This is a genomic window from Porphyrobacter sp. MBR-49 (assembly GCF_053628655.1).
The window spans coordinates 119,861-143,515 of record NZ_JBRJGU010000007.1 but is presented as its reverse complement, the minus strand read 5'-3'; the positions used below and the strand labels follow the sequence as shown (position 1 = coordinate 143,515).

At 62.6% G+C, this 23,655-nt stretch carries 26 protein-coding genes; 16 read left to right on the top strand and 10 right to left on the bottom strand.

The features are described 5' to 3' along the window. The first annotated feature begins 169 nt into the window (after positions 1-169). Both ACSSV3_RS11480 and ACSSV3_RS11475 read left to right on the top strand, forming a co-directional pair. Positions 170-379, top strand: coding sequence for a DUF465 domain-containing protein (locus ACSSV3_RS11480; protein ID WP_354325548.1), 210 nt, complete (start codon positions 170-172; stop codon positions 377-379). 131 nt (positions 380-510) lie between these two features. Further along, entirely contained in the window at positions 511-975 is a 465-nt protein-coding gene (locus ACSSV3_RS11475) for a DUF1465 family protein (RefSeq protein WP_354325546.1), read from the top strand. A gap of 5 nt (positions 976-980) precedes the next feature. Here ACSSV3_RS11475 and glpK read toward each other — a convergent pair whose 3' ends face one another. After that, positions 981-2,453, bottom strand: coding sequence for a glycerol kinase GlpK (gene glpK, locus ACSSV3_RS11470; protein WP_354325544.1), 1,473 nt, complete (start codon positions 2,451-2,453; stop codon positions 981-983). 55 nt (positions 2,454-2,508) lie between these two features. Between glpK and ACSSV3_RS11465 the strand changes: the two genes are divergently transcribed. Genes ACSSV3_RS11465 through ACSSV3_RS11455 form a run of 3 tightly spaced genes read left to right on the top strand, consistent with a single transcriptional unit; the run spans position 2,509 to position 4,704 of the window. Beyond that, positions 2,509-3,387 carry an MBL fold metallo-hydrolase gene (locus ACSSV3_RS11465; RefSeq protein ID WP_354325542.1) on the top strand — a complete coding sequence of 293 codons (879 nt, stop codon included), beginning with the start codon at positions 2,509-2,511 and terminating at the stop codon, positions 3,385-3,387. A gap of 53 nt (positions 3,388-3,440) precedes the next feature. Beyond that, positions 3,441-4,442: a quinolinate synthase NadA gene (gene nadA / locus ACSSV3_RS11460; protein ID WP_354325541.1), complete on the top strand. Its 1,002-nt coding sequence runs from the start codon at positions 3,441-3,443 to the stop codon at positions 4,440-4,442. A gap of 1 nt (position 4,443) precedes the next feature. Then, positions 4,444-4,704: a hypothetical protein gene (locus ACSSV3_RS11455; RefSeq protein WP_354325539.1), complete on the top strand. Its 261-nt coding sequence runs from the start codon at positions 4,444-4,446 to the stop codon at positions 4,702-4,704. Between the two features lie 193 nt (positions 4,705-4,897). Here ACSSV3_RS11455 and ACSSV3_RS11450 read toward each other — a convergent pair whose 3' ends face one another. Together ACSSV3_RS11450 and ACSSV3_RS11445 are read right to left on the bottom strand one after the other, a co-directional pair. After that, positions 4,898-5,191, bottom strand: a complete 294-nt coding sequence (locus ACSSV3_RS11450; protein WP_354325538.1) for a GIY-YIG nuclease family protein — start codon at positions 5,189-5,191, stop codon at positions 4,898-4,900. Between the two features lie 55 nt (positions 5,192-5,246). After that, on the bottom strand, positions 5,247-6,158 hold the full coding sequence (locus tag ACSSV3_RS11445; RefSeq protein ID WP_354325536.1) for a DMT family transporter: 912 nt from the start codon (positions 6,156-6,158) through the stop codon (positions 5,247-5,249). Positions 6,159-6,228: 70 nt separating this feature from the next. On the opposite strand from ACSSV3_RS11445, the gene ACSSV3_RS11440 reads away from it, so the two are divergent. After that, positions 6,229-7,341 carry an alkene reductase gene (locus ACSSV3_RS11440; RefSeq protein ID WP_354325534.1) on the top strand — a complete coding sequence of 371 codons (1,113 nt, stop codon included), beginning with the start codon at positions 6,229-6,231 and terminating at the stop codon, positions 7,339-7,341. A 166-nt stretch (positions 7,342-7,507) separates the two neighbouring features. Here ACSSV3_RS11440 and ACSSV3_RS11435 read toward each other — a convergent pair whose 3' ends face one another. The 4 genes from ACSSV3_RS11435 to lipB all read right to left on the bottom strand — a co-directional run bounded on the left by ACSSV3_RS11435 (position 7,508) and on the right by lipB (position 10,319). Next, positions 7,508-8,872: a pyridoxal phosphate-dependent decarboxylase family protein gene (locus tag ACSSV3_RS11435; RefSeq protein ID WP_354325533.1), complete on the bottom strand. Its 1,365-nt coding sequence runs from the start codon at positions 8,870-8,872 to the stop codon at positions 7,508-7,510. After that, complete coding sequence (locus ACSSV3_RS11430; protein ID WP_354325531.1) at positions 8,872-9,171, bottom strand: ArsR/SmtB family transcription factor; 300 nt, start codon at positions 9,169-9,171, stop codon at positions 8,872-8,874. The genes ACSSV3_RS11435 and ACSSV3_RS11430 overlap by 1 nt, the downstream gene beginning before the upstream one ends. 168 nt (positions 9,172-9,339) lie before the next feature. Further along, positions 9,340-9,633 (bottom strand): hypothetical protein, encoded by a 294-nt coding sequence (locus ACSSV3_RS11425; protein ID WP_354325529.1) that lies wholly within the window; start codon positions 9,631-9,633, stop codon positions 9,340-9,342. After that, positions 9,630-10,319, bottom strand: a complete 690-nt coding sequence (gene lipB / locus ACSSV3_RS11420) for a lipoyl(octanoyl) transferase LipB (protein WP_454184810.1) — start codon at positions 10,317-10,319, stop codon at positions 9,630-9,632. Before lipB ends, ACSSV3_RS11425 begins: the two co-directional genes overlap by 4 nt. Before the next feature lie 82 nt (positions 10,320-10,401). Between lipB and ACSSV3_RS11415 the strand changes: the two genes are divergently transcribed. The 3 genes from ACSSV3_RS11415 to ACSSV3_RS11405 are packed head-to-tail and all read left to right on the top strand — an operon-like array spanning position 10,402 to position 12,707. Further along, complete coding sequence (locus ACSSV3_RS11415; protein ID WP_354325527.1) at positions 10,402-10,617, top strand: hypothetical protein; 216 nt, start codon at positions 10,402-10,404, stop codon at positions 10,615-10,617. Beyond that, positions 10,593-11,312, top strand: a complete 720-nt coding sequence (locus ACSSV3_RS11410) for a lipoyltransferase (protein WP_454184809.1) — start codon at positions 10,593-10,595, stop codon at positions 11,310-11,312. The genes ACSSV3_RS11415 and ACSSV3_RS11410 overlap by 25 nt, the downstream gene beginning before the upstream one ends. Before the next feature lie 18 nt (positions 11,313-11,330). Next, positions 11,331-12,707, top strand: a complete 1,377-nt coding sequence (locus ACSSV3_RS11405; protein WP_354325524.1) for an MFS transporter — start codon at positions 11,331-11,333, stop codon at positions 12,705-12,707. Between the two features lie 18 nt (positions 12,708-12,725). Here ACSSV3_RS11405 and ACSSV3_RS11400 read toward each other — a convergent pair whose 3' ends face one another. Beyond that, entirely contained in the window at positions 12,726-13,070 is a 345-nt protein-coding gene (locus ACSSV3_RS11400) for an arsenate reductase family protein (RefSeq protein WP_354325522.1), read from the bottom strand. A gap of 152 nt (positions 13,071-13,222) precedes the next feature. Between ACSSV3_RS11400 and ACSSV3_RS11395 the strand changes: the two genes are divergently transcribed. After that, positions 13,223-15,373, top strand: a complete 2,151-nt coding sequence (locus ACSSV3_RS11395) for a TonB-dependent receptor (protein WP_354325520.1) — start codon at positions 13,223-13,225, stop codon at positions 15,371-15,373. Between the two features lie 3 nt (positions 15,374-15,376). Here ACSSV3_RS11395 and ACSSV3_RS11390 read toward each other — a convergent pair whose 3' ends face one another. Together ACSSV3_RS11390 and ACSSV3_RS11385 are read right to left on the bottom strand one after the other, a co-directional pair. Beyond that, positions 15,377-15,934: a (2Fe-2S)-binding protein gene (locus ACSSV3_RS11390; protein WP_354325519.1), complete on the bottom strand. Its 558-nt coding sequence runs from the start codon at positions 15,932-15,934 to the stop codon at positions 15,377-15,379. A 21-nt stretch (positions 15,935-15,955) separates the two neighbouring features. Continuing rightward, positions 15,956-16,720, bottom strand: a complete 765-nt coding sequence (locus tag ACSSV3_RS11385; protein WP_354325517.1) for a class II aldolase/adducin family protein — start codon at positions 16,718-16,720, stop codon at positions 15,956-15,958. 92 nt (positions 16,721-16,812) lie between these two features. Here ACSSV3_RS11385 and ACSSV3_RS11380 point away from each other — a divergent pair, with 92 nt between their 5' ends. The 6 genes from ACSSV3_RS11380 (at position 16,813) to ACSSV3_RS11355 (ending at position 23,651) form a co-directional block, all read left to right on the top strand. After that, on the top strand, positions 16,813-18,180 hold the full coding sequence (locus tag ACSSV3_RS11380; protein WP_354325515.1) for an MATE family efflux transporter: 1,368 nt from the start codon (positions 16,813-16,815) through the stop codon (positions 18,178-18,180). Between the two features lie 59 nt (positions 18,181-18,239). Continuing rightward, a complete protein-coding gene (locus tag ACSSV3_RS11375; RefSeq protein WP_354325513.1) occupies positions 18,240-20,705 on the top strand; it encodes a chemotaxis protein CheA in 2,466 nt (821 codons plus the stop codon). Next, complete coding sequence (locus tag ACSSV3_RS11370; RefSeq protein WP_354325511.1) at positions 20,702-21,154, top strand: chemotaxis protein CheW; 453 nt, start codon at positions 20,702-20,704, stop codon at positions 21,152-21,154. The genes ACSSV3_RS11375 and ACSSV3_RS11370 overlap by 4 nt, the downstream gene beginning before the upstream one ends. Before the next feature lie 101 nt (positions 21,155-21,255). Next, the gene (locus ACSSV3_RS11365) at positions 21,256-21,621 is read left to right on the top strand and encodes a response regulator (protein ID WP_354325509.1); all 366 of its coding nucleotides are present in this window, start codon (positions 21,256-21,258) and stop codon (positions 21,619-21,621) included. Continuing rightward, a complete protein-coding gene (cheB, locus tag ACSSV3_RS11360) occupies positions 21,618-22,772 on the top strand; it encodes a chemotaxis-specific protein-glutamate methyltransferase CheB (protein ID WP_354325507.1) in 1,155 nt (384 codons plus the stop codon). The genes ACSSV3_RS11365 and cheB overlap by 4 nt, the downstream gene beginning before the upstream one ends. 9 nt (positions 22,773-22,781) lie before the next feature. Continuing rightward, positions 22,782-23,651 carry a CheR family methyltransferase gene (locus tag ACSSV3_RS11355; protein WP_354325506.1) on the top strand — a complete coding sequence of 290 codons (870 nt, stop codon included), beginning with the start codon at positions 22,782-22,784 and terminating at the stop codon, positions 23,649-23,651. The last annotated feature ends 4 nt before the right edge of the window (positions 23,652-23,655 follow it).

Genomic DNA, 23,655 nt, shown 5'->3' with positions numbered 1-23,655 from the left:
TCGATGCAACCGCGCTTTGCTGAGATGAACCGACATTCGGCCACCACCCCCGCGCCAAGGTGGAAAATGTGCGAGGCACCTTATCGAATCGCACGCGAACGCGTAGCGGGGCCAATGATTACGCGAATGTCAGGCCAGCAGGCCGACGCAGCGCAGAAGGGGATTAAGGATGACTGAGCAGGAACTCAGGAAAAATCTTGAGCTGCTCAAGACCGAGCATCGCGACCTTGACGCCGCGATTGCCGCCTTGACCGAGGCTGCGCTTGGCAGTTCATCTGCCGATCAATTGCAGATTGCCCGCCTGAAGAAGCGCAAACTGCGGCTGAGAGATCAGATCGCGATCATCGAAGACACGCTGCTGCCCGACATTATTGCGTGATTGCCGCCGCCGGCGGCATGGTTATCAAGTGGTGAAAATTGTTCCGTGCCGGGACGTTTGCAAAAATTGCTTGGAAAGTAACCATACCATAGTGGCGGGCCGCCCTCACCCGGCGTAATCTGGCGCACACCATGACCCGAACCACCAGTCTGTCCCGCCCGATCATTGAGGCGCTCTATACCGAAGCACTTGTGCTTGCTGATGAAGTCCGCGCGGTGTTCGCCTGCGGCACGCGCCCTGCGGCAATTGGCGAGGATACCTATATCCGCCTCGCGCTCTCCACCGAAGGGCTGAAAACCACTACCCGCATGATGCATCTGCTGGCATGGCTGCTGAATCAACGCGCGCTGATTTCAGGCGAACTCAGCGAAAATCAGGTGCGTCTGCACGGCGCATTGCCGCCTGATCGCGGTTCGGACGAAAACCAGCTCGCGTTGCTCGAACCCGAAACCCGCGAACTGATCGCCGACACCCAAAAGCTGCATCAACGCATCGCCCGGCTGGACGAGGCGTGGCGGCAACATTTTGAACTGGCCTCACCCGCGCGCGCATTTCAGGAACGGATCGGGCGCGAATTCGGGCGCAATATCGGGTAGGTTAATCAAGCAGCGGCCATCGCTTTTCGCCACCTCTTCAACCGTTCTTCGCGCACCCCGGCTGCCAGCTGCGGGGTAAACCGGGCAAGCTCGCCGCGCATCGCCTCTGCCGCTGCATCAAGGCTGGGATATAGCCCCGCCCCGGTCGCCGCCAGCATTGCTGCGCCGAGCGCGGTCGTCTCGACAAAACCGGGCCGTTCAACCGTGATCCCCAGCATATCGGCCAAATCCTGCGCCATCCAACTATTGGCCGCCATGCCGCCATCGATCCGCAAGGCCTGCCACGCCGCTCCATCGGCAGCGAAGGCAGTGGCAAGATCATGCGTCTGATGCGCCATCGCCTCCAATGCCGCGCGGGCCAGATGCGCCTTTCCGCTGGAAAAGCTCAGCCCCGCAATCACCCCGCGCGCATCGGCCCGCCAATGCGGCGCGCCAAGGCCCGACAGCGCGGGCACAATCACCACGCCGCCGCTATCGGGAATCGACCGGGCGAGCGCCTCGGTCTCTGCGGCCACATCAACAATGCCGAGCGAATCGCGCAGCCATTGCACCAGACTGCCCGCGACAAATACCGATCCTTCGATGGCATAGGTGCGCTTGCCGCCCAGCTGCGTCAGCACCGTACCCAGCAGGCGATTGGACGATCGCGGGATGGCTTCGCCCTGACAGGTCAGCACAAACGCACCGGTGCCATAGGTCGCCTTGGTCTGGCCGGGTGCGAGGCAGGCCTGACCGATAGTCGCCGCCTGCTGATCGCCAGCAAAGCCGGTGATCGGGATTGCTCTGCCGAACAACGCCGGGTCGGTAGCGATATCATTGCTGGCGCAGTCGATAACCTGCGGCAACGCGGCGCGCGGCACGCCGATAAGATCGCACAGTCCCGCATCGAACTGCGCGCCCTCCAGCTCCATAAGCAGCGTGCGGCTGGCGTTGGTGGCATCCGATACGTGGTGTGCACCGCCGGTGAGCTTGTAGGTCAGCCAGCTTTCCACCGTCCCGAAGGCCAGCGTCCCACGCTCTGCTGCGCCGCGCACCTCCGCCACATTATCGAGCATCCAGCGCATCTTGGTGCCGGAAAAATAGGGATCGAGCAGCAGCCCGGTGCGGCGCTGCACCTCGCCCTCGTGCCCCGCATCGCGCAGGGCGGCGCAGAACGGTTCAGTGCGGCGATCCTGCCAGACAATGGCGTTGGTCAGCGGTTCGCCCGTCGCCTTGTCCCACGCCACCACGGTTTCGCGCTGGTTGGTTATCCCGATGCAGGCAATACTGGCCGCGCCGCCTGCCTTGCTGATCACCGCCCGCGCGCAAGCAAAGCTCTTGTCCCAGATTTCGCGCGGGTCATGTTCGACCCAGCCCGATTGCGGATAATGTTGGGTCAGTGGCTCCTGCGCGCTCGTCACCAGCGCGCCGTCGGCTGCGAACAGCATCGCGCGGGTGGAGGTGGTGCCTTCATCCAGCACCAAGATGTAATCAGACATGGCCATTCCTCTCTCTCGCGTGACTTCTGCCACGTGAGACTTCATATGCAAGGGCATGGTCACGATCCCTCCCCAACCCTGGCCCACCGGCATGGCCGAAGCGGTCGAACCGCTGGTGCGCCGCGTGCTGGCGCCTAATCCTTCGCCCTATACCTTCACCGGAACCCAGACCTATGTGGTGGGCGAGGCCGACGGGCCGGATTGCGCGGTGATCGATCCCGGACCGAATGAGCCTGCGCATATGGAAGCCATCATCGCCGCTATCGCCGGTCGCCGGATGCTAGCGATCATGTGCACCCACACCCACCGCGATCATTCGCCCGCCGCAGCGCCGTTGGCCGCGCAGACCGGCGCGCCGATTGTTGGCTGCGCGCCGCTGGTGCTCGCGTCCGAACTGCCGCGCGCGGATGAAGCCTTCGATCCCACCTACGCGCCTGACCGCGTACTGGTGGATGGCGAGGGGATGCGCGGCACCGGCTGGACGCTGACCGCGGTTGCCACGCCCGGACACACCTCGAACCACCTGTGCTTCGCGCTCGAAGAAAGCGGCGCTTTGTTCACCGGCGATCACGTGATGGGCTGGTCAACCAGCGTGGTGATCCCGCCCGATGGCGACATGGGCGATTACATGGCGAGCCTCGACAAGCTGATGGCGCGCGATGATGTGCGTTACCATTCAGCCCACGGCGCGGCGATTGAAAAGCCGCGCCAGCTGGTGCGCGGCATGATCGCCCACCGCCGCCAGCGCGAGGCGCAGATTCTGCGGTTGCTGGGTGAGGCCGCGCGGCCCGTCAGCGACTTCATCCCCGCGATGTACAAAGGCCTCGACCCGCGCCTGATCCCAGCCGCCGAGATGAGCGTCACCGCGCACCTGATCGATCTGGAAAAGCGCGGGCTGGCGCGCCGCGATGACGCTGTGTGGCGGGTGGCATAACCACGCCCGCGTCCCTATATCCCCAGCAACTCTCCACGACCGGGATTTGACCGATGAGCATTGTCACCAAGAACCCCACCGGCACCGATCTGCTGGCCGAGATCGACCGTTTGCGCAAAGAGCGTAACGCGGTGATCCTCGCGCATTATTACCAGACCCCGGATATTCAGGACATTGCCGATTTCGTGGGCGACTCCCTTGAACTGTCGCGCAAGGCGGCGGCGACCGATGCCGATGTGATCGCGTTTTGCGGGGTCAAGTTCATGGCCGACACCGCCAAGATCCTCAGCCCACAAAAGATCGTGATCCTGCCCGATATGGACGCCGGGTGCAGCCTTGAAGATTCCTGCCCGCCAGAAAAATTCCGCGCTTTTCGCGAAGCCCACCCTGATCATATCGCGCTGACCTACATCAATTGTTCGACCGAGGTGAAAGCCCTGTCCGATGTGATCGTGACGTCTTCCAGCGCCGAAACCATCCTCGCCCAGATCCCGCCCGAACAGAAGATCATCTTCGGCCCGGATCGGCACTTGGGCGGCTACCTCAGCCGCAAGTTCAACCGCGAAATGCTGCTGTGGCCGGGCGTGTGCATCGTGCATGAGGCGTTCAGCGAGACCGAGCTGCTCAAGCTGAAAGAACAGCACCCCGGCGCGCCCGTCGCCGCGCACCCCGAATGCCCGCCCGCGATCATCGACCACGCCGATTACGTCGGATCGACCAGCGGCATCCTGAAATTCGCGCAGGAGTTCGAAGGCGACACCCTGATCGTCGCGACCGAGCCGCACATCATCCACCAGATGGAAAAGGCGCTGCCGAACAAGAACTTCATCGGCGCGCCGGGGGCGGACGGCAACTGTTCGTGCAACATCTGCCCCTACATGGCGCTCAACACGATGGAGAAGCTGTATGTCGCGCTACGCGATCTGGAACCGCGCATCGAGATCGAGGAAGGCATCCGCCTGAAAGCCAAACGCAGCCTCGACCGGATGCTCGAAATGGCGAGCGGGACTGTGGGGCTGGGCGATTTGGGTGAGGTGGCGTTTAGTGGGGATTGAGATGGAAAGGACGTTTCAAGAGTTGGCCTCTGCAAATGTATTTGACCTCAGCGACAAGGAAATAAAATCACTCATTGTTGAGTGTCACGAAGCACGGAAAGGCTACCTTCAGACCGTCAACCCGAACGTGACCTCGCTTACGCAACAGCTGGAGTTGGCGCAGCATGAGCTGTCGACTCGGCAATCGACAAGACTTGCAAGGCTTTCTTTGTTCATTTCGACAATCGCAATCGTCGCATCGGCTGTCGGTCTTCTTGTTTGACGCGACAAAGCAAGGCCGCCCGAGATGCCATCTTTTGCTGGCATGACGTTTTCTCTCTTTGTCACCCCAGCGAAAGCTGGGGCCTAGGGCCGCATACGGAGCTGTTTGAGGGAGGCACTTCCCATGCAACCGTCCCGCCCTAGCCGCCCTAGGTGCCAGCTTTCGCTGGCATGACGTAGTTTTCCCTCAGGCGTCAGGCGAGCAGTTTCAGATAGAGATCATCCCACGCCGGATTCTGTTTCTCAATCGCTTCAATCTTCCACATCCGCCGCCACGCCTTCATCGCCTTTTCGCGAGCGATGGCTTCTTCGATGGTGGGATATTGCTCGACATAGACGAGCCGCTTGCAGTTGAACCGCGCGGTGAAGCCGCCGCCCTTGCCTTCGCGGTGTTGAGTGGCGCGGGCCGCGATGTCGCTGGTCACGCCGATGTAAAGCACGCCGTAGCGTTTGTTGGTCATGATGTAGACGGTGCCGCCGCGTTCCATCTTGCGACGATATTGCTTAACTGCCCGAGACGCCAGCCTTCGCTGGCATGACGGATTATGCTTTGGCCCTACTCACCGCCAACGCCGCGCCCACCAGCACCATGCCAACAATATCAGCCACGCTCAGCACCTCGCCGAACGCCAGCCAGCCATAAAGCGAGGCGACAGCGGGTTGGGTCAGCAGGGCCAGCCCGATCACCAGCGGCGGGAAGTATCGCAGGGCGTAGACCATCAGCCCCTGCCCCAGCAATTGGCTGACGATGAACAGCCCCACCACCGGCGTCCAATCGGTCGGCCACACCGGCTCCCCCAGCAGCAACGCAATGGCGAGCAGCACCGGGCTGCCAAAAATGCAGACCCACACCAGCAGGCTCCACGAACCGAACACCCCGCGCGCGCGTTGCAAGGTCAGCAGGTAGACCGCGTAAAGCAGCCCGGCGGCGAGGCAGAACAGATCGCCCACCAGCGTCGCAGTCGAAATTTCAAGGCTGCGCCCCATCAGGATCGCCGCGCCTGCCAGCGCGAACACAATCGCCAGCCACTCCAGCCCCTTGGGAAGCATCCGCGCGGCGATGAAGCCCCAGAACAATAGCACGATCGACCCGGCATTGCCGAACAGCGTCGCATTGCCCAGCCGGGTCATGCCGATGCCGATATGCCAGCTCGCCAGATCGAGCGCGAATGTCACCGCGCCCAACGCCACCAGCGCCAGCGTCTTGGCCCCCATGCCGCCCAGCCGCTGCCCGTTCGCCCGCGCCAGCACCACCAGAAACGGCAGCGCGAGGAACAGCCGCCAGAACCCGGCGGAAACCGGCCCGGTATCGGCCTCCCGCACGAACCACGGCCCCAGCGCCAGCGCGATATTGCCGCCCAGCAGCGCGGCCAGCAGCAGCCAGCCCGCCGGACGCGCCAGCGTGGTCGCAAGGTCGGCGCTGACGTCTTCTTCTGGGGCCGCAACATTTTCCATCCTTGCGCACTAGCGCTGGCGGGGCCAAGTGAATAGCCAATCGAAACTGGTTTGAAAGGATTACCCACACATGCACGAAGCCTTGTTCCACCCGCTCCAGATGGGCGCGCTGACCGCGAAGAACCGCATTTTCATGGCTCCGCTCACCCGCGGGCGCGCGGCAGAGCCGATGTTCACGCCCAACGAACTGATGGCGACCTATTACCGCCAGCGCGCAGGCGCGGGCATGATCCTGACCGAAGCGACCGGAATCAGCCGCGAAGGGTTGGGCTGGCCGAGCGCGCCGGGCATATGGAGCGATGAACAGACCGAAGCGTGGAAGCCAATTGTCAAAGGCGTGCACGACGAAGGCGGCATGATCGTGATGCAGCTGTGGCACATGGGGCGGATCGTCCACCCGGTGTTCCTCGATGGCAATCCCCCGGTCTCGGCCAGCGCCACCACCGCTCCGGGCGAAGCGCACACGCCCACGGGCAAGCAGCCCTATGCCGAGGCGCGGGCGATGACGCATGAAGACATCCAGCGCACCATCGCCGATTATCGCCGCGCTGCCGAAAACGCCAAGAAGGCCGGGTTTGACGGGGTGCAACTGCACGGCGCGAACGGCTACCTTGTCGACCAGTTCCTGCGCGACGGCACCAATCTGCGCACCGATGAATATGGTGGCTCACCCGAAAACCGCACCCGCTTCATGCGCGAAGTGCTGGAAGCGTTGATCGACGTGTGGGGCGCCGACCGCGTCGGCATCCGCCTGTCGCCCAACGGCGATTCGCAAGGGACGGATGACAGCAACCCTGCGGCAACCTTCGGCGCGGCAGCCAAGGTGTGCGAGGAACTGGGCCTCGCCTTCGTCGAACTGCGCGAACCCGGCCCCGATGGCACTTTCGGCCAGACCGATGTGCCCAAGCAAAGCCCGCTGATCCGCCAAATCTACACCGGCGCGCTGATCCTCAATTCGGATTATACCGCCGAGGAAGCCGTTGCCGATGTCGAATCCGGCAGGTGCGACGCGGTGAGCTTTGGCCGCCCCTACATCTCCAACCCCGATCTCGAACAGCGGATCGCGGCGGGCGCGCACTGGAACCCGAACAAGGATGTGCCCAAGAGCTGGTATTTCCCGATCCCCGAAGGCTATGTCGATTACCCGACACTGGCCGAGGAGCGGGCCGAAGCCGCCGAGTAAGGCCTACGCCCCCGGCAGCGTCCGCTTAGGGCGCTGCCGGGGCAAAAGTTGCCGTTCTGGTAGCGACCCCGAAGTGGTCGTTTCCGCTTTTCCGTGACAGCTCCAATAGCGGATATGGCAAGGCGCATCGGCACGAGAGTGCTCGCGATTCCCATAGGATTTGGATTTAATCGCCGACGTCTCGCTTCAACTTAGTCAATTCATCAATGGCAATCTGAATATCCGCCTCATTCGTTCGCCATGAAGAGACGCTCAAACGAAAAGCTGGGCGATCTTGCCAAACTGTAGGACCAAACCATATGACGCCGCGGGACTGTGCCATTTCCCGAATAGCAACCGTCTGTGCGTCACTATCGGCGCGGACCAGCACCTGATTGATGACCACACGATTGCAAACCTCATAGCCAGCTTCGCGCAATCCTGCGGCGAGCTGTTTGGCATAGGCACAGTGGCGATCAATCATTTCCTCTACACCCGCCCGTCCCAAACTGCGGAGTGCCGCCCAGATAGGCAGGCCCCGAGGGCGACGAGAAAATTCTAGCGTCAAGTTTTTCTGCGCATCTTGGGAAGCAGTCGCATAGCTGGCATCGGAATTCATCGCGGCGGCGAGAGCATCTGAATTGCGACAAATAGCCATTGCACCATCATAAGGCGTGTTCAGCCATTTATGTCCGTCGGTCGTCCAACTGTGTGCGCCGTCCACGCCATCGGTCAAGTGACGATGGGTCCGTGAGGCCCTTGCCCAAATCCCGAAGGCGCCATCGACATGAACCCAAGCTTTGGCGGCCTTGGCGCGCTCAATCAGCGGCCGGAATTGATCGAATTCTCCGGTATTCACCTCGCCCGCCTGCAAGCACAAAATGGTGCGTTCATCCAGTGCAGGGAGGCTATCGACCAGCATGCGGCCTTGCGCATCTACGGGTACAAATTCAACATTGTTGAGCCCGAATCCGAGCAGGCGAAGTGCCTTTTTTACCGTAACGTGCGTGCTCGCTGGAACGACAACGCGGATAGTTGGCGCACCTGCCAGCCCATCAACGTCCACATCCCAACCGACGCGCAACAACAAAGACCGCCGTGCCGCCGCCAAGCAGGCAATTCCACAAGCAGTTGCGCTTGTGCCAAAGCCAACTGCGCAATCGCGTGGCAAATCCAAAATATCAAGCACCCAACGCGCTGCGATTTTTTCGACAGTTGCTGCAACCGGAGCGTTGTCAAAAGAGGAGGCGCATTGATCCCATGCAAGCGCCAGTCTTTCCGCAGCAGAGGCAACTGGCAGCGCTGCTCCGATTACGAACCCAAAATAGCGCGGGCCATTCGAAACGGCCGTCGCAGGAGAACCGACATCATCAAGCAGGGCTATGGTCTCGACGGGATCGGCTCCCGCCTCAGGCAAGCTCTCTTCAAAGCGTGCTAGTTGAGCCAAAGCGGCGGCATCGGGAAATACCCGCATTGTGCCAACCCCCGCCAAATAGCGGGCCGCACGCGCATCTGCGTCTGCCAACAGCGCCAGTTCCTGCTCAATTCGCATCACAGCCCACCGATTTCAGCGCCGAGCGCGACAATCGCGTCGTCAACGCGGTGATAGTAAGTGTACTTCCCCATCCGCTTGGGACGGATAAGACCAGCATCGGTCAACAACTTCAAATGAGCTGACGCAGTTGCCGGTGTTACGCCCAGCCTTTCAGCGATATAGACAGAACAGATGCCATCTCGATCTTTATCGCCATGGACTTGCGGTGGAAATTCACCATGCGGGTCACGCAGCCATTGAAGGATCAATAGGCGCTTTTCGTTACCGAGAACCGAGGCTTTGGTTGCTAGCATCATTGGATGACGATTAGCTAATTCTCTAATTGAGTCAATGGTCGGCTCAATATTTTTTCAAGAGCCGCCTTTCGCCTTTCCACCCAGTTTCGGTCATCCAACTCCTGCTGCCCGGCCCCTGAAAGCAGCCATTTTGCTGCGCGCTTCCCGGGGTGCGTTTGCGGGGGCAGGCTATTCGGCTGGAGCGGGGGGCGGAGCAGCGGGGGCGGCTTCGGCCTCTTCGCTTTGCGGTGCCGCCTCGCCTGCGGCTTCGGGCTGTTCGTCATCCACATCCTTTGCGCTGGGCGCTTGACGCGGGGCGAGCGGGGCTTGCGATTCGAGCTGTTCGAGCGGGATCATCGCGTCGCTGATCTCTCCGCCCAGCACCTCGCCCGTCGCCTCACCACCTTTTTCGGCAGGAGCGGCAACGTCATCCTTGCAACCGGCAAGGGCGAGGGCAACGGCAAGGATGACGGCGCGTTTCACCCACACGCCTTTCGCGCAGGCCCGCCCAGCGCGTCAAGGAAATCATCGCTGGTGGCGATCAGCGCGGCGTCCCACTCCTGCGCCGAAACACTCAGCCCTAGCCGCGCCAGACTGGTCACGCCATATTCGGCGATCCCGCAAGGCACAATCCCGCCGAAGTGGCTGAGATCAGGATCAAGGTTCACCGAAAAACCATGCATCGACACCCAGCGCCGCACCCGCACCCCGATCGCGCCGATCTTGGCCTCGCGCCCGTCAATGTCGCGCGTCCAGATGCCGACCCGGCCTTGCGCCCGCCAGCTTTCAACCCCGAAGCTGGCAAGCGCCGCAATCACCCAGCCTTCGATGGCGTGGACGAAACAGCGCACGTCTCGCCCGCGCTTGCCCAGGTCTAGAACCAGATAGCCCACCCGTTGCCCCGGCCCGTGATAGGTGTAGCGCCCACCGCGCCCGGCAGCGACGACCTCAAACCGGGGATCGACCAGTTCAGCGGGATCGGCGCTGGTGCCTGCGGTATAGACCGGCGGGTGTTCGAGCAGCCAGATCAGCTCCGCCGCCGTGCCCGCCGCCACCGCCGCGTTGCGCGCCTCCATATCGGCCAGCGCCTGCGTGTAAGGCACGGGCGCGGCACCTTGCCGCCATTCGATTGGCATTTGCGATAATGGTGCAGGAGCAGTGCTTGCCATGGCGCAGCGGTGGGGGCATTGAGCGGCGAGATCAAGAGGCGATTGCGCGTTGCCTCTTCAGCCACGGAAGGGGACGCAGCATATGGCACATCACAAACTTGATATGGGCAAGGCATGGACGCAGGCAACCGGCCTGATCGGCGCCAATCGCGACACCATTGGCGCGATTGCCGGGCTGTTTTTCTTGCTGCCCGCGCTGGGGTTGGCGTTGTTCGCGCCCGAGCTCGCCAATCCTGAGGCCACCCCCCGCCGAGCGCCGATCCGCAAGTCGCCATGCAAGCGGTTGTGGGTCAGATGACCCAGGCCTATGCCAATAACTGGCCACTAATTGTTGCGGTATCAGTGTTGCAATTCATCGGATCGCTTAGCTTGCTGGCACTGCTGACTGATCGCGGGCGGCCCACCGTGCGTGAGGCACTGATGACCGGGGTAGGCAGCCTGCCGTCGTATTTTGGTGCACAAGTACTGAGCGGAATTGCTCTGGTTCTGGCAATTACCCTGCCTCTAGCACTGTTCTTTGCAATGACAGCGCTGATCGGCTTCGTAACATTGCCACTTCCCGAGGTACTATCGCAGATCGCGGCGGTAGTAGGGATAATCACTTCAGTGCTGTTTGTAATCGTGCTGGCGATGATCGGTCTGTATGTGTTCATCAAATTTGCATTGATCGCGCCGGTAATCGCGATTGACGGGATCCGTAATCCGATCACGGCATTGGGTCGTTCTTGGCGACTTACCAAGGGTAACAGCTTGCGGATTGCGGCGTTTCTGGTGCTGCTGTTTGTTACCATCGGAATTATCGCGGCGCTGGTGACGGGCATTCTTGGGCTGGTGCTGTCCGCCCTTGGATCGCAGCTAGCAAGCATCGGCAATGGTGTGGTCAGCGCGGCGGTCAATTCTGGCCTTAGTGTGATTTTTCTGGTCGTGATCGCCGCTATCCATCGTCAACTTGCCGGACAATCGCCCGAAGGCCTCGCGGCGACCTTCGAATAGGGGCCATGCAAGCTCACCATGGCTGATACCGACCCCGAAATAGCCCGCATCGCGCAAGGCACCAAGGCAGCAGGCGCGATTCCGTCGGGGCGGATGGCGTTGCTGTTTACGGTAATGCTGGTGACGGCGGCGGGCAATACCGCGATGCAATCGGTGATGCCATCGATCGGCACCGCCTTGCAGGTGGACGACGTGTGGATCAGCCTGGCCTATAGCTGGTCGGCGCTGCTCTGGGTGGTGTGCGCCCCGTTGTGGGCGCGGCGATCGGATCGGCGCGGGCGCAAGGCGATGATGGCGCTGGGGCTGGTCGGGTTCATCGTGTCGATGCTGCTATGCGGGCTGGCGCTTTATGCCGGGCTGTCCGGCTGGCTGTCGGCGGTGTGGGCGCTGATCGCCTTCGCCGCTGCACGCAGCCTGTATGGCGGGTTCGGCAGCGCCGCGCCGCCAGCGGTGCAGGCCTATGTCGCATCGCGCACGCCGCGTGCCGAACGCACGCAGGCGCTGTCGTTGATCGCATCAAGCTTCGGGCTGGGCACGGTGATTGGCCCGGCGCTGGCTCCGTTAATGGTGATGCCGTTGCTGGGGTTCGGGCTGACCGGCCCGTTCATCTGGTTTGCGGTGATCGGGGTGGCGGCGCTGGTGCTGCTGCGCTGGCGGCTGCCCGATGATGAGCCGCAATTTGCAGCGCGCGGGCTGGCCGCCACCTATTCGAGCGGATCGGGCGCGCCGAGCGACCCGCAGGCCGCCATTGACCCGGAGGAGGAAGCCGCGACGGGCGGAGAGCCACCGCGCCTGAGCTGGTTCGATGCGCGGCTACGTCCGTGGGTGATCGCGGGCTTGTTTGGCGGCCACGCACAGGCGATGGTGCTGGGGATTTCGGGCTTTCTGGTGCTCGACCGGCTGGGCCTGCGCGAAACGCCGGCCGAAGGCGCAGGGCCGGTGGGGCTGGTGTTGATGAGCGGGGCGATTGCCACGCTGCTGGCGCAATGGGGGCTGATCCCGCGCTTCAACCTCGGCCCGCGCGCGGCGACGCTGTGGGGAATTGTCACGGCGGCGCTAGGCACGGTGATCCTGGGCGTGGCGGGCGATCTGCACACGATTGCGCTGGGCTATGCGATTGCATCGCTAGGCTTCGGGCTGTTCCGGCCCGGCACCACGGCAGGCACATCGCTGGCGGTGACGCGCGCCGAACAGGGGCAGGCGTCGGGCATTGTCGCATCGCTGGCGGGGGCGAGTTACATTTACGCCCCGGCGCTGGGCGTGTGGCTTTATGGCCATTCGGACTGGCTGGGGTTTGGCCTGATCGTGGCGCTGTGCGCTGCGGTGCTGCTTCATGGTTGGTTCGCCTTGCAGGCCGATGCTTCCCTGACTGCCGAACGCGAGACGTTTGAATAAGCGCCTTCCGCTGGCGGTCTACAATATCTCCAGAACCGTGTCCTGCGGCCTGCACAGCCTTACACCCTTTTCGGTTTCAACCAGCGGACGTTCGATCAGGATTGGATCGGCCACCATCGCGGCCAGCACGGTCGCATCATCGGCTTCGGGCAACCCGCGCTCCGCCGCGTCGGTGCCGCGCAGACGCAGGCCTTGCTGCGGAGTGATCCCGGCATCGCGATAAAGCTGGGCGAGCTTTTCGGCGGTTGGCGGTTGGCTGAGATACTCCACCACCGTCACGTCTACCCGGCTGAGGTTTTCAAGGATCGCCAGGGTCTTGCGCGATGTGCCGCAAGCCGGATTGTGCCAGATTGTCGCCTTCATTTCGGTATGCCTCCTGCTGCACGCACTGTGAGAACTTAGGTTCAAAGCGGCACAAATGCTACAGTTTGATGATTATCAATCGCAGTTCTGTTTTCCGGTTGTAATTGCGAATAAGTTGCAATAGCTAGCCTGCGACAACGGAAAGGCACTCAATGATTCACTCCTTCGCTCGCGCTGGTCTGCTGCTGAGCTGCGCCACTATTGCATTCCCCGCGCTGGCCGAAACCGCACCGACTGCTGCCGCCTCAACCGAGAGCGCCGCCGCAGAAGGTGGGCCGCAGATCATCGTTACAGGCGATGTGCTCTATTCCAATCAGATCAACGCGCTCAAATCCCCCACCCCGATCATCGATGTGCCGCAATCGCTGTCGATCACCACTGCCGATCAGATCGTGCGGCAGGGCTTCGACAGCATCGGCGACATCGTACTCTACACCCCCGGCGTCACCAATTCGCAGGGTGAAGGCCACCGCGATTCGGTGGTGTTTCGCGGGGTGCGCTCCACCGCCGATTTCTTCGTCGACGGGGTGCGCGATGATGTTCAGTATTTCCGCGGTCTGTATAACCTTGAACAGGTCGAAATCCTGCGCGGGCCCAATGCGCTGTTGTTCGGGCGCGGCGGCACCGGGGGCATCCTCAACCGCGTGACAAAGAAAGGCGTGGTGGGCGAAAACTTCGTCGGTTATCGCGGCTCGGTCGATACTTTTGGCGCGTTTGACATCTGGGCTGATGTGAACCTTGCAACGAGCGAGAATTCGGCGCTGCGCATCAATGCCGCCTACGAAGACCTCAACAACCACCGCGACTTTTTTGATGGCGAGCAGATCGGCATCAACCCAACCTTCCGCGCCGAATTGGGTACGGCGACCACCATCGATTTGTCCTACGAATATGTCGATCACGAACGCTTCGTCGATCGCGGCATTCCCACCGGCGCGGATGGCAGTCCGGTGCGCGCGTTCAAGCGGATAACCTTTGGCGATCCTGACAACAACTTCTCCACCTTCACCGCGCATGTGTTGCGCGCCACGGTGCAGCACGCCTTTTCCGATAGCCTCAAAGGCAACCTCACCGCGTCGTGGGGCGATTACGACAAGGCCTATGCAAACTTCTTCCCGGTCGGCTTTGATCCGGCCACCAATGTCGTCGCGATTGATGGCTATGTCGACACCACCCAGCGCAAAAATCTGGTGCTGTCGGGCAATCTGATCGGCGAATTTGCCACGGGCGAAATCGGCCACACCCTGATCGTGGGCGGCGAGTTTATCGACACCAGCAACAATAATGACCGCTTCAACGCGGTGTTCGATACCGCCGTGGCCGATGGGCGCCGCGCCGATGTGGAGTTCTTTGCCGCGATGCGCCCGCTGGCCCTGCGTGGCGGGGTTGGCACGCTGGCCGATGGACGCACAACCAATGTCGCCTTCAGCGCGCTGAATGATGATACCGAAGCCGATCTCACCGTCTTCTCGGCCTATGTTCAGGACGAGATCAAGCTGGCCGAATGGCTACGGGTGGTGGTTGGCGCGCGGTTTGACTCTTTTGACATCACCGTGCTCGACAACCGCAACGGCGCGGTGCGCACCCGCACTGACGACAAGGTCAGCCCGCGTTTCGGCCTGATCCTCAAACCGCAGCCGAACCTGTCGATCTACACCAGCTATTCCGAGAGCTTCCTGCCGCGTTCAGGCGAACAGTTTTCCGACATCAACCCGCCCAATGATGCGCTTGATCCGGACACCTTCTCCAACCTCGAAGCGGGGGTGAAGTGGGACATCTACCCCGGCCTTGCCCTGACCGGCGCAGTGTTCGAGATTGAGCAAAGCTCGCCGCAGGTATCGGATACCAATCCCGATACGCTCGACGTGATCAACTCCAAAATCCGCGGGTTCGAAGCGCAATTACAGGGGCAAGTCACTGACTGGTGGTTCCTTTCGGCCGGCTATTCCTATCTCGATGGCAAGCAGCAAAGCCGCACTGGCCCCACCGGTCTGCGTGTGCGCGAATTGCCTGAACACATGTTTTCGATCTGGAACAATTTTCAGGCGACCGACCGGCTTGGTCTTGGGCTCGGGCTGACCGCGCAGGATGATAGCTTTGCCGATAACAGCAACACAGCAACCCTGCCGTCCTACGCCCGCGTCGATCTGGCCGCGTTCTATGACGTGTCAGACAATGTGCGGGTGCAGGTGAACGTCGAAAACCTGTTTGATGAACTTTATTTCCCCAATGCCCACACCGCCAATGAAGTGACCGTGGGCGCGCCGCTGAATGCGCGGTTCACCATCACGGGGCGGTTCTGATGCCTATTCGGTTTCCACCACGCGCAGCGCGGGGACGGCCTTCGCCGCATCTTCGGCGCTGATGCCGGGGGCGGGCGCGGCGCTGATGCTTTCGCGGCGCTGCGCCACCCGCCCGGCCTGTTCCACCGCCTTGATCAATCGCGGATAGACCCCGCAGCGGCAGATATTGGGGATTGCGGCCTCGATATCCTCGCGCGTGGGCGCGGGGTTGCGTTGCAACAATGCGGCGGCAGAAATGACGATCCCCGGCGTGCAATATCCGCACTGGATCGCGGCCTGCGCCACCATCGCCTGTTGCACCGGATGCGACCGGTCAGCCGACAGCCCTTCGATCGTGGTGATGATCCGCCCTTCGGCCTCCGCCAGCGTGATCCGGCATGATCTGAGCGCCACCCCGTCGACCAGCACCATGCACGCTCCGCCGCAGTCCCCGCCGCCGCCAGAGCCGCCACACGCCTTGGTGCCGGTAAGGTTCATCGCCTCGCGCAGCGCATAGAGCAGCGGCATCCGGGGATCGAGGTCGAACTCAACGGGCCGTTCGTTGACGGTCATGCGCGGCATGGGCGGTTCCTGTAAGCGGGCTTACTGGCGCCAGCTGTCGTCGATTTTATCGACCCGGCGCTTCCACGCTTCGAAATCGAACATCCCGGCCCCGCCCTGCCCGCTCATCACGGCAAGGTCACGCTGGTGCACGTCAACCACGGCTTGCGGGACAAGATTGGGGTTGCCCATGCTCAGCGTCGCCACCTGAATCTCACACGCGCGTTGCAACGCCCACATTTTGACGAACATTCCCTGGATGGTCTTGTCCATCACCACCGGGCCATGATTGCGCAGCATCAGGATGGTGTGATTGCCCAGATTCCGCACCAACCGCTCGCCTTCTTCGGCGCGGACGGTCACGCCTTCAAAGTCGTGATAGCCGATCTGCCCTTCGAAATTGCAGGCGTAGAAATTGGTCGGCACCAGCCCGTCCTTATGGCTGGCGACCGCCATGGTCGCGGTGGTGTGGACGTGGCAGATCGCGTCAGCGCGGCTGCCCAGATGCTTGTGGAAATAGGCGTGCTGGGTGAACCCCGCCTTGTTCACCATATAAGGCGACCCGCCGACATTGTTGCCCTCGACATCGATCTTGACCAGATTGCTGGCGGTCACTTCGCTATAGAGCAGGCCGAACGGGTTGATCAGGAAGGTATCTTCCTCCCCCGGCACCTTTAACGAAATGTGATTGTAGATCGATTCCGACCAACCAAGGTGATCGAAGATGCGGTAACACGCGGCCAGATCCAGCCGTGCCTGCCATTCTTCCTTGCTGCATTCGATACCGGGTTTCAACTGGGTCGCCATCGGTCATTCCTCTCCGTCTGCCCTTGGGTTTGCTATCGCACGCACAGGGAATGCTTTGCAAGCCGCCTGCGGCAAGGCTACGCCGCAATGGCATGAACGCGCCCGGATCATCACCCGCCAAACTGGTCAGCGGCAGCATCCCCGGACATCTTGTCAGCCAGACCATGCCGATGGTGATCGGGGTGGCGGCGATCATGTCGATCGGGATTGTGGACGCGTTTTTCATCGGCCAGCTGGGCCGCGATGCTTTGGCGGCGATTTCGTTCATCTTTCCGGTGTCTGTGGCGATCACCTCGCTCGGCGTCGGGATCATGGTCGGGATCAATTCGGTGGTCGCCCGCGCCTTGGGCGAAGGCGATCATGAACGGGCCGCGCGGCGTGCCAATTTCGGGATCGTGTTTGCGGCTGGCTGCGGCGCATTGATGGGGGCCGCGCTGTGGCTGCTGATCGACCCGATCTTCGCCGCGATGAATGCGCCTGCACATCTGATGCCGCTGATCCGCGCCTATATGCAGCCCTATGCGGTGGGCTTTCCGCTGATCCTGATCATCATGGGTTTCAACGGCGTGCTGCGCGGACAGGGCGAGGCGCGGCGGACGAGCACGATCAGCATCACCTATGCCGCCGCCAACTGGGTGCTCGATCCGCTGCTGATTACCGGCGTCTTCGGCTTCGACGGATTCGGTATGGCAGGCGCGGCCTATGCTTCGGTGATCGGCTGGGGGATCGGGGTGGTGGTTGCCCTGTGGTTGATCCGCGACACCGCGCTGCCGTTCAGCATCGCGCTGGTGCGGGAATGCAGACTGATTGAATCGGCCAAGGCGATCACCAAGGTCGCACTGCCCGCAGCATTCTCGAACGCGATCAACCCGCTTGGCCTGTCGATCCTGACCGCACTGGCGGCGCTGGAGGGCGAGGCGGCGGTTGCCGGGTTCGGCGCGGCAGGGCGGCTGCAAAGCTTCGTGATCGTCCCGCTGCTCGGATTGTCGGGCGCGATTGGCGGGATTGTCGGGCAGAATTGGGGCGCGGGCCGGATTGACCGGGCGCGCGAGGCGGCGCTGTGGGCGGCGGGATTCTGTGTGCTGTGGGGGCTGGTGGTGGCAATTGCCATGGTCTTCGCGGGCGAACAATTTGCGCGTTTGTTCACCGATGATCCGGCGGTGATCGCCGAATTCGCGCTCTATCTGGAAATCGCGGCATGGGGCTATGCCGGGTTCGGGCTGCTGATCGTTGGCAATGGCATCATGAACGCGGTCGACAAGGCGGCTTTCGCGCTGGTGCAATCGGTGGCGCGGGTGTTTCTGGTGATGCTGCCGGTGGCGCTGATCATGCAGCCGGGGATGGGCAGCGCGGCGATCTACACCGCTGAACTCGCCGCCAATCTGTTCGGCGCGGTGTCTGCGGTGCTGATCGTGCGTTACATCTTCGCACAACGCGCGCCGGCATGGGCGGCGCGCTAGGCCATTATTAACCAACTCTGCGCATAACGTGTCCTGAAAGACAAAAGGGCGCGAAATACATGGATGATCTGCTGGCGGAATTCATCGCCGAGACCCGTGAAATGCTGGAGGCTTCAAGCGGCGAAATCGTCGCCTGGGAGGCTGATCCGGCCGATCGCGCGCGGCTGGATACGATCTTCCGCTTCGTCCATACGGTAAAGGGCAATTGCGGGTTTTTCGACTTTCCCCGGCTTGCTGCCCTCAGTCACGCGGCCGAGGACGCATTGGCCGATTGCCGTGCCGGAAGGCGCGATCCTGACCCGCAGATGGTCTCCGCCGTGCTCGCCATTATTGATCGGATCGCCCAGATGGTTGACGCCATCGAAGCGGGTGAGGACATCAGCAATGCAGACCCCGACGGCGGCGATCAGGCGCTGATCGACGCGGTCAATGTTTCACGTGAAACATCGGGCGAGGACGGGGCAAGCGCGGTCAAGCAGGGGTCAAGCCCACGTCTGCACGCTCCGGCCAGCGCGTTGATCGAGAGTGTGGAAGAAGCCGCAACCCCTGCTCGCCGCGCTGATCCTGCCTCGCAACGCACCATCCGCCTGCCGGTCGAACTGCTCGACCGGGTGATGAGCGGCGTGTCCGATATGGTGCTGGCGCGCAATGATCTGGCCCACCGGCTGCGGCAGGCTGGCAATCAGCCGACCATTGATGGCCCGTTCGAACGCCTCACCACGATCCTGTCCGATGTCCGCGATGCGATCACCCGGATGCGGATGCAGCGGATCGAAACCCTGTTCAGCGCGATGCCCCGGCTGGTGCGCGATCTTTCGGCGGAACTCGGCAAGCAGGTGATGGTCGATCTCGACGGCGGCGACGTTGAACTCGACCGCGAGATGATCGAGACGATCCGCGACCCGCTGACCCACATCATCCGCAATGCCATCGACCACGGGATCGAACCACCCTCCGCCCGCCTTGCCAATGGCAAGCGCGAGATTGGCCTGCTCGCCATCGCGGCGCGGCAATCGGGCAACACCATCGCCATCGTGATCAGCGATGACGGGCACGGGCTGGATGAAGACCGCATCGCCGCCAAGGCCATCGCCACCGGATTGATCACCGCCGCAGAACGCAGCGCGATGAGCCGCGACAAGATCCTCAACCTGATTTTCGAACCCGGCTTTTCCACCGCCGAGGTCGTCAGCAATGTCTCCGGGCGCGGGGTCGGGCTGGATGTGGTGCGCCAGAACCTGGAAAAGGTCGGCGGCAGCATAAAGGTATCAAGCCAGCCGGGCCACGGCACCCTGTTCACGCTGCAAATCCCGCTCACCTTAAGCATTATCGCCGGGCTGACGGTGGAGGTCAGCGGGCAGCGGTTTGCCATCCCGCAGAGCTATGTCGAAGAAATCGTGCAGGCTTCGACCACGGCGCTTGATCTGAGCCACATGGGCGAAACCGCGCTGATCACCTTTCGCGGCAACCGCGTGCCGAGCCTGATGCTGGCCGATGTGCTGGGCCTTGATACCAGCGCCGACGCCGCGCGCGATCCCACGCTGGTAATGCTGCGGCTAGCGAGCGGTGATCTGTTCGCGCTGGCGGTGGACGGCATTCACAATCACGGCGATCTGGTGGTCAAGCCGCTGGCGCCCGCAGTGATGAAATCGGGCCTCTATGCCGGATCGACGCTGCTGGATGATGGCCAGCCGGTGCTGTTGCTGGATGTTGCCAACATCGCTGCTGCGCATGATCTGGTGTCCGATGGGCGCGCCCGCGTGCTGCAACCGGTGGCCGATGAAGCCGCCAAACCGGCGCACGCACTGCCACGCGCGATGCTGTTCACCGATTGCAATGGCCGCCGTTCCGCCGTGCGACTTGAACTGGTGCAGCGGATCGAAACCGCGCCAGTCAGCGCGATTGATTGTTCTGGCCCGCGCCCAAGGGTGGTGATCGACGGATTGATCCTGCCGTTGATCGACCTGCCTGACACAGCCGTTCCCGCACCAGGAAATACCGGACGTGTGCGGCTGCTGCGCCTGAGCGACGGCGCGTGCGAACTGCTGGTCGCGGTGCAGCAGGTGGAAGACGCGGTTGAACTTGCCGGGCCGCTGATCCCCGTGCCCGATGATCCGCTCGCCGAAGCGGTCACGCTGGTCGATGGCCAGCCGGTGACGCTGATCGATGCGCACGAACTGTTCGCGCGTTTCGGCGAGCCGCCGGTTGCCGCAGGACGTCCGCAGTGCAGCCTGCCTGCCGATGACTGGGCGCGCACTATACTTGCCCCGCTGGTGACATCGGCGGGTTACGAGATCGTGCCGCCCGAATCCGCCGATCCGCACACCATCGCGATCGTGTTCGACGAAGTGTTCGAAGCTGCCGAGGCGCTGGGCCGTGGGTTGACCGGCCCGGTGATCCGCCTGCGTGATCGCCCCGAAGCAACCGCAGGAAGTGACACCATCTATCGTTACGACCGCGACGCCCTGCTATCCGCGCTGACATCCGCAGCCCGATTTGCCCATCGCCCGGGAGGCCGCGCATGACCAACCAACTGCTTGTTATCGTGCAGATCGCAGGTCGCCGCTGTGCTTTGAGCGCGCTCGATGTGAAATCGGTGATCGAAATCGGCACCGTCACCCCGATCCCGCGCGCGCCTGCGCACATCGCCGGAATCACCGCGCTACGTTCGCAGGCGCTGACGGTGATTGATTGCCGGCTTGCGCTGGGTCTGGTGCAGCACGCATGGCCCACCGATGTCCGCGCCGCGGTCGTTGCCGAAGGCGGCCATGCCTATGCCCTAAAGGTTGATCAGATTGAGGACATCACCACGGCAATCGGTGAACCGGGTCAGGTGCCCGGCGGGTTCGGCGCGCAATGGTCGCGGGTCGCCACCGGCATGATCGAAACGCTGACCGGCCCGGCCCTGCTGATCGACCTGTCGGCCCTGATCGCCGGGCCGGACGCCCTGCGGCACGAGGCCGAGGCGGCGTAATGCGTTTTTCACAGGTGATCGGACGCGTGCGTTCGTAGCGTGCTTTAATCCTATGCTTACCAACTGACCTTAGAATTATGATTTCAACCGCAGGAATCGCCATGAAAACATGCCTCATCGTCGATGATTCCCGGGTGATCCGGAAGGTTTCGCGACATATTCTCGAAACCCTCGGATTTGCCGTGGAAGAAGCCGAAAACGGCAGAATCGCGCTTGATGCGTGCGAAGCTGGCATGCCCGATGTCGTCCTGCTTGATTGGAATATGCCGGTAATGACCGGGATTGAATTCCTCTCCCACTTGCGCACACGCCCCGGCGGCGATGCGCCCAAGGTGGTGTTCTGCACCACCGAAAATGATGTGGCACATATCCGCGAAGCAATTCAGGCGGGCGCGGACGAATATGTGATGAAGCCGTTCGATCACGAAACGCTCCAGATCAAACTGCAGCTTGTCGGGTTTGCGTGACTCGCCTGTCCGCCAGTCCGCGGCCCATCAAGACCGGTAGCGCGCAATCAGACCCGGAACGCCTGCTCGTCCGCCCCGGATCGGCGTCTGCGATCCGGGTGATGATCGTCGATGATTCGCTGACCGTCCGCACGGTCTTCAAACGGATGGTCGAAAGTGATCCGGCGATGGTGATTGTCGGCACCGCCAGCAGCGGCGAAAGCGCGCTGGTGCAGCTCAAAACCCAACCGGCCGATTTGGTGCTGCTTGATCTGGAAATGCCCGGAATGGGCGGCTTGCGCGCTTTGCCCGCGATCCTCGCCACGCCTGCCGCGCCGCAGGTGCTGGTGGTATCATCGCTGACGGTCGACGGGGCCGAACACACGCTCGCCGCGCTGTCGATGGGCGCGGCTGACACCCTGCTCAAACCCCGGCCCGGCGGCTTTACCGAAGATTACCGCGCGCAATTGCTGGGCAAGATCCGGGCACTGGGGTCGCGGGCAGCCGACCGGGCCAGCACGCCCGCTCCGCACCGTGAGCCGTCATTCGCGCGTCCCGGACTTGCGCAGCGCAGCAGGCGGGCCAAGGTGATCGCCATTGGCGCATCAACCGGCGGCATCCACGCGCTTGGCCTGATGCTGCGGCAACTGACCCCGGAGTTTGACCTGCCGATCCTGATCACTCAGCACCTGCCATCCTCGTTCATCCCGGTGTTTGTCCGCCAGGTCGAAACCGCTTGCGGACGCCCGGCTGACATTGCCGAGGACGGGCTGGATATCCGCCCCGGCCGTATCATCATCGCGCCGGGGCATGGCCATATGCTGGTGCGTCGCGGCGGAGAGCGGTTGACCACCCGGCTGTGTTCGAAACCGGTGGCGAGCGGGTGTATGCCCTCGGTCGATCCGATGCTCTCCAGTCTTGCAGAGGCCTGCGATGCTCAGGCGCTTGGCGTAATCCTGTCGGGCATGGGCCGCGATGGGGTGATCGGCGCGCAGGCGCTGGTCGATGCGGGCGGCACTATCTACGCGCAGGATGCCGAAAGCAGCGCGGTATGGGGGATGCCCGGCGCGGTTGCGCGTGCGGGGCTGGCCAGCCTGATCGCTGCGCCCGAACGGCTTGGCGAAGCGGTGATGGCCCATGCAACCGCGCCCAGCGCTGCAGTGCTGCGGTAGAGCCAGCCGATGGAAGTCAGCGAAGCCTCGCACCAGATCATTGCCGATCTGCTTGCCGCACGCACCGGCCAGCACCTCACCGAAAGCCGCCGCTGGCGGGTCAATTCGGCGCTCGCCGGGATTTTCCGCGAACACGGCATCAGCAATGTCGATCAGTTGGTATGCCTGCTCGCCGCGCCGCGGACGGGGCCGGGGCCGGAAAGCCCCGATCTGTCGCAGGATGTGGTCGAGGCGCTGCTCAACAACGAAACCTATTTCTTCCGCGACAAGCCGACCTTTGACCAGCTGCCAGCGGAAATCCTGCCCGAACTGGCCGAGCGGCGGCGCGATTGCCGCCGTCTGTCGATCTGGTCGGCGGGCTGTTCGACCGGGCAGGAAGCCTATTCGATGGCGATGCTGTTCGTGGATCAGAAAGACCGCTGGGACGGGTGGAACATCGACATCTTCGGCACCGATGTCTCCCACCGCGCGGTCAGCGCCGCGCGCAGCGGGCTTTACAGCCAGTTCGAAGTGCAGCGCGGGCTGGGCGTCACCCAGATGCTGCGCCATTTCGACGAAACACCGCGCGGCTGGCAGATTGGCGAAGAGGCGCGGCGGATGGTGCGTTTCCGTCAGCACAACGTGCTTGGCCTCCACCCCGGCCGGATGCCGTTTGATCTGGTGCTGTGCCGCAATGTGCTGCTCTATTTCGATCGGGATACCCGCGGCGAAGCCTTTGCCCGTCTGGCCGATGCGGTGGCTCCCGACGGTTTCCTGATGCTGGGCGCGGGTGAAACCGTTATCGGCCAGACCGACAGGTTCGTGCCATACGCACGCCGCGCGAGCTTTTTCGAGCCGCTTTCGCACCAGCAGGCATCGGCCTTGCGCAAAACAGCCTGAGCCG

Coding starts and splice junctions, on each gene's coding strand:
- ACSSV3_RS11395 (WP_354325520.1), top strand. CDS start 13,223: ATGATTCACTCCTTCGCTCGCGCTGGTCTGCTGCTGAGCTGCGCCACT.
- ACSSV3_RS11415 (WP_354325527.1), top strand. CDS start 10,402: ATGGCACATCACAAACTTGATATGGGCAAGGCATGGACGCAGGCAACC.
- ACSSV3_RS11355 (WP_354325506.1), top strand. CDS start 22,782: ATGGAAGTCAGCGAAGCCTCGCACCAGATCATTGCCGATCTGCTTGCC.
- ACSSV3_RS11450 (WP_354325538.1), bottom strand. CDS start 5,191: ATGGAACGCGGCGGCACCGTCTACATCATGACCAACAAACGCTACGGC.
- ACSSV3_RS11390 (WP_354325519.1), bottom strand. CDS start 15,934: ATGCCGCGCATGACCGTCAACGAACGGCCCGTTGAGTTCGACCTCGAT.
- ACSSV3_RS11405 (WP_354325524.1), top strand. CDS start 11,331: ATGGCTGATACCGACCCCGAAATAGCCCGCATCGCGCAAGGCACCAAG.
- ACSSV3_RS11445 (WP_354325536.1), bottom strand. CDS start 6,158: ATGGAAAATGTTGCGGCCCCAGAAGAAGACGTCAGCGCCGACCTTGCG.
- ACSSV3_RS11435 (WP_354325533.1), bottom strand. CDS start 8,872: ATGCGAATTGAGCAGGAACTGGCGCTGTTGGCAGACGCAGATGCGCGT.
- glpK (WP_354325544.1), bottom strand. CDS start 2,453: ATGTCTGATTACATCTTGGTGCTGGATGAAGGCACCACCTCCACCCGC.
- ACSSV3_RS11430 (WP_354325531.1), bottom strand. CDS start 9,171: ATGATGCTAGCAACCAAAGCCTCGGTTCTCGGTAACGAAAAGCGCCTA.
- ACSSV3_RS11375 (WP_354325513.1), top strand. CDS start 18,240: ATGGATGATCTGCTGGCGGAATTCATCGCCGAGACCCGTGAAATGCTG.
- ACSSV3_RS11385 (WP_354325517.1), bottom strand. CDS start 16,720: ATGGCGACCCAGTTGAAACCCGGTATCGAATGCAGCAAGGAAGAATGG.
- nadA (WP_354325541.1), top strand. CDS start 3,441: ATGAGCATTGTCACCAAGAACCCCACCGGCACCGATCTGCTGGCCGAG.
- ACSSV3_RS11480 (WP_354325548.1), top strand. CDS start 170: ATGACTGAGCAGGAACTCAGGAAAAATCTTGAGCTGCTCAAGACCGAG.
- ACSSV3_RS11410 (WP_454184809.1), top strand. CDS start 10,593: ATGCAAGCGGTTGTGGGTCAGATGACCCAGGCCTATGCCAATAACTGG.
- ACSSV3_RS11475 (WP_354325546.1), top strand. CDS start 511: ATGACCCGAACCACCAGTCTGTCCCGCCCGATCATTGAGGCGCTCTAT.
- ACSSV3_RS11440 (WP_354325534.1), top strand. CDS start 6,229: ATGCACGAAGCCTTGTTCCACCCGCTCCAGATGGGCGCGCTGACCGCG.
- ACSSV3_RS11455 (WP_354325539.1), top strand. CDS start 4,444: ATGGAAAGGACGTTTCAAGAGTTGGCCTCTGCAAATGTATTTGACCTC.
- ACSSV3_RS11370 (WP_354325511.1), top strand. CDS start 20,702: ATGACCAACCAACTGCTTGTTATCGTGCAGATCGCAGGTCGCCGCTGT.
- ACSSV3_RS11465 (WP_354325542.1), top strand. CDS start 2,509: ATGGTCACGATCCCTCCCCAACCCTGGCCCACCGGCATGGCCGAAGCG.
- lipB (WP_454184810.1), bottom strand. CDS start 10,319: ATGGCAAGCACTGCTCCTGCACCATTATCGCAAATGCCAATCGAATGG.
- ACSSV3_RS11365 (WP_354325509.1), top strand. CDS start 21,256: ATGAAAACATGCCTCATCGTCGATGATTCCCGGGTGATCCGGAAGGTT.
- ACSSV3_RS11380 (WP_354325515.1), top strand. CDS start 16,813: ATGAACGCGCCCGGATCATCACCCGCCAAACTGGTCAGCGGCAGCATC.
- ACSSV3_RS11400 (WP_354325522.1), bottom strand. CDS start 13,070: ATGAAGGCGACAATCTGGCACAATCCGGCTTGCGGCACATCGCGCAAG.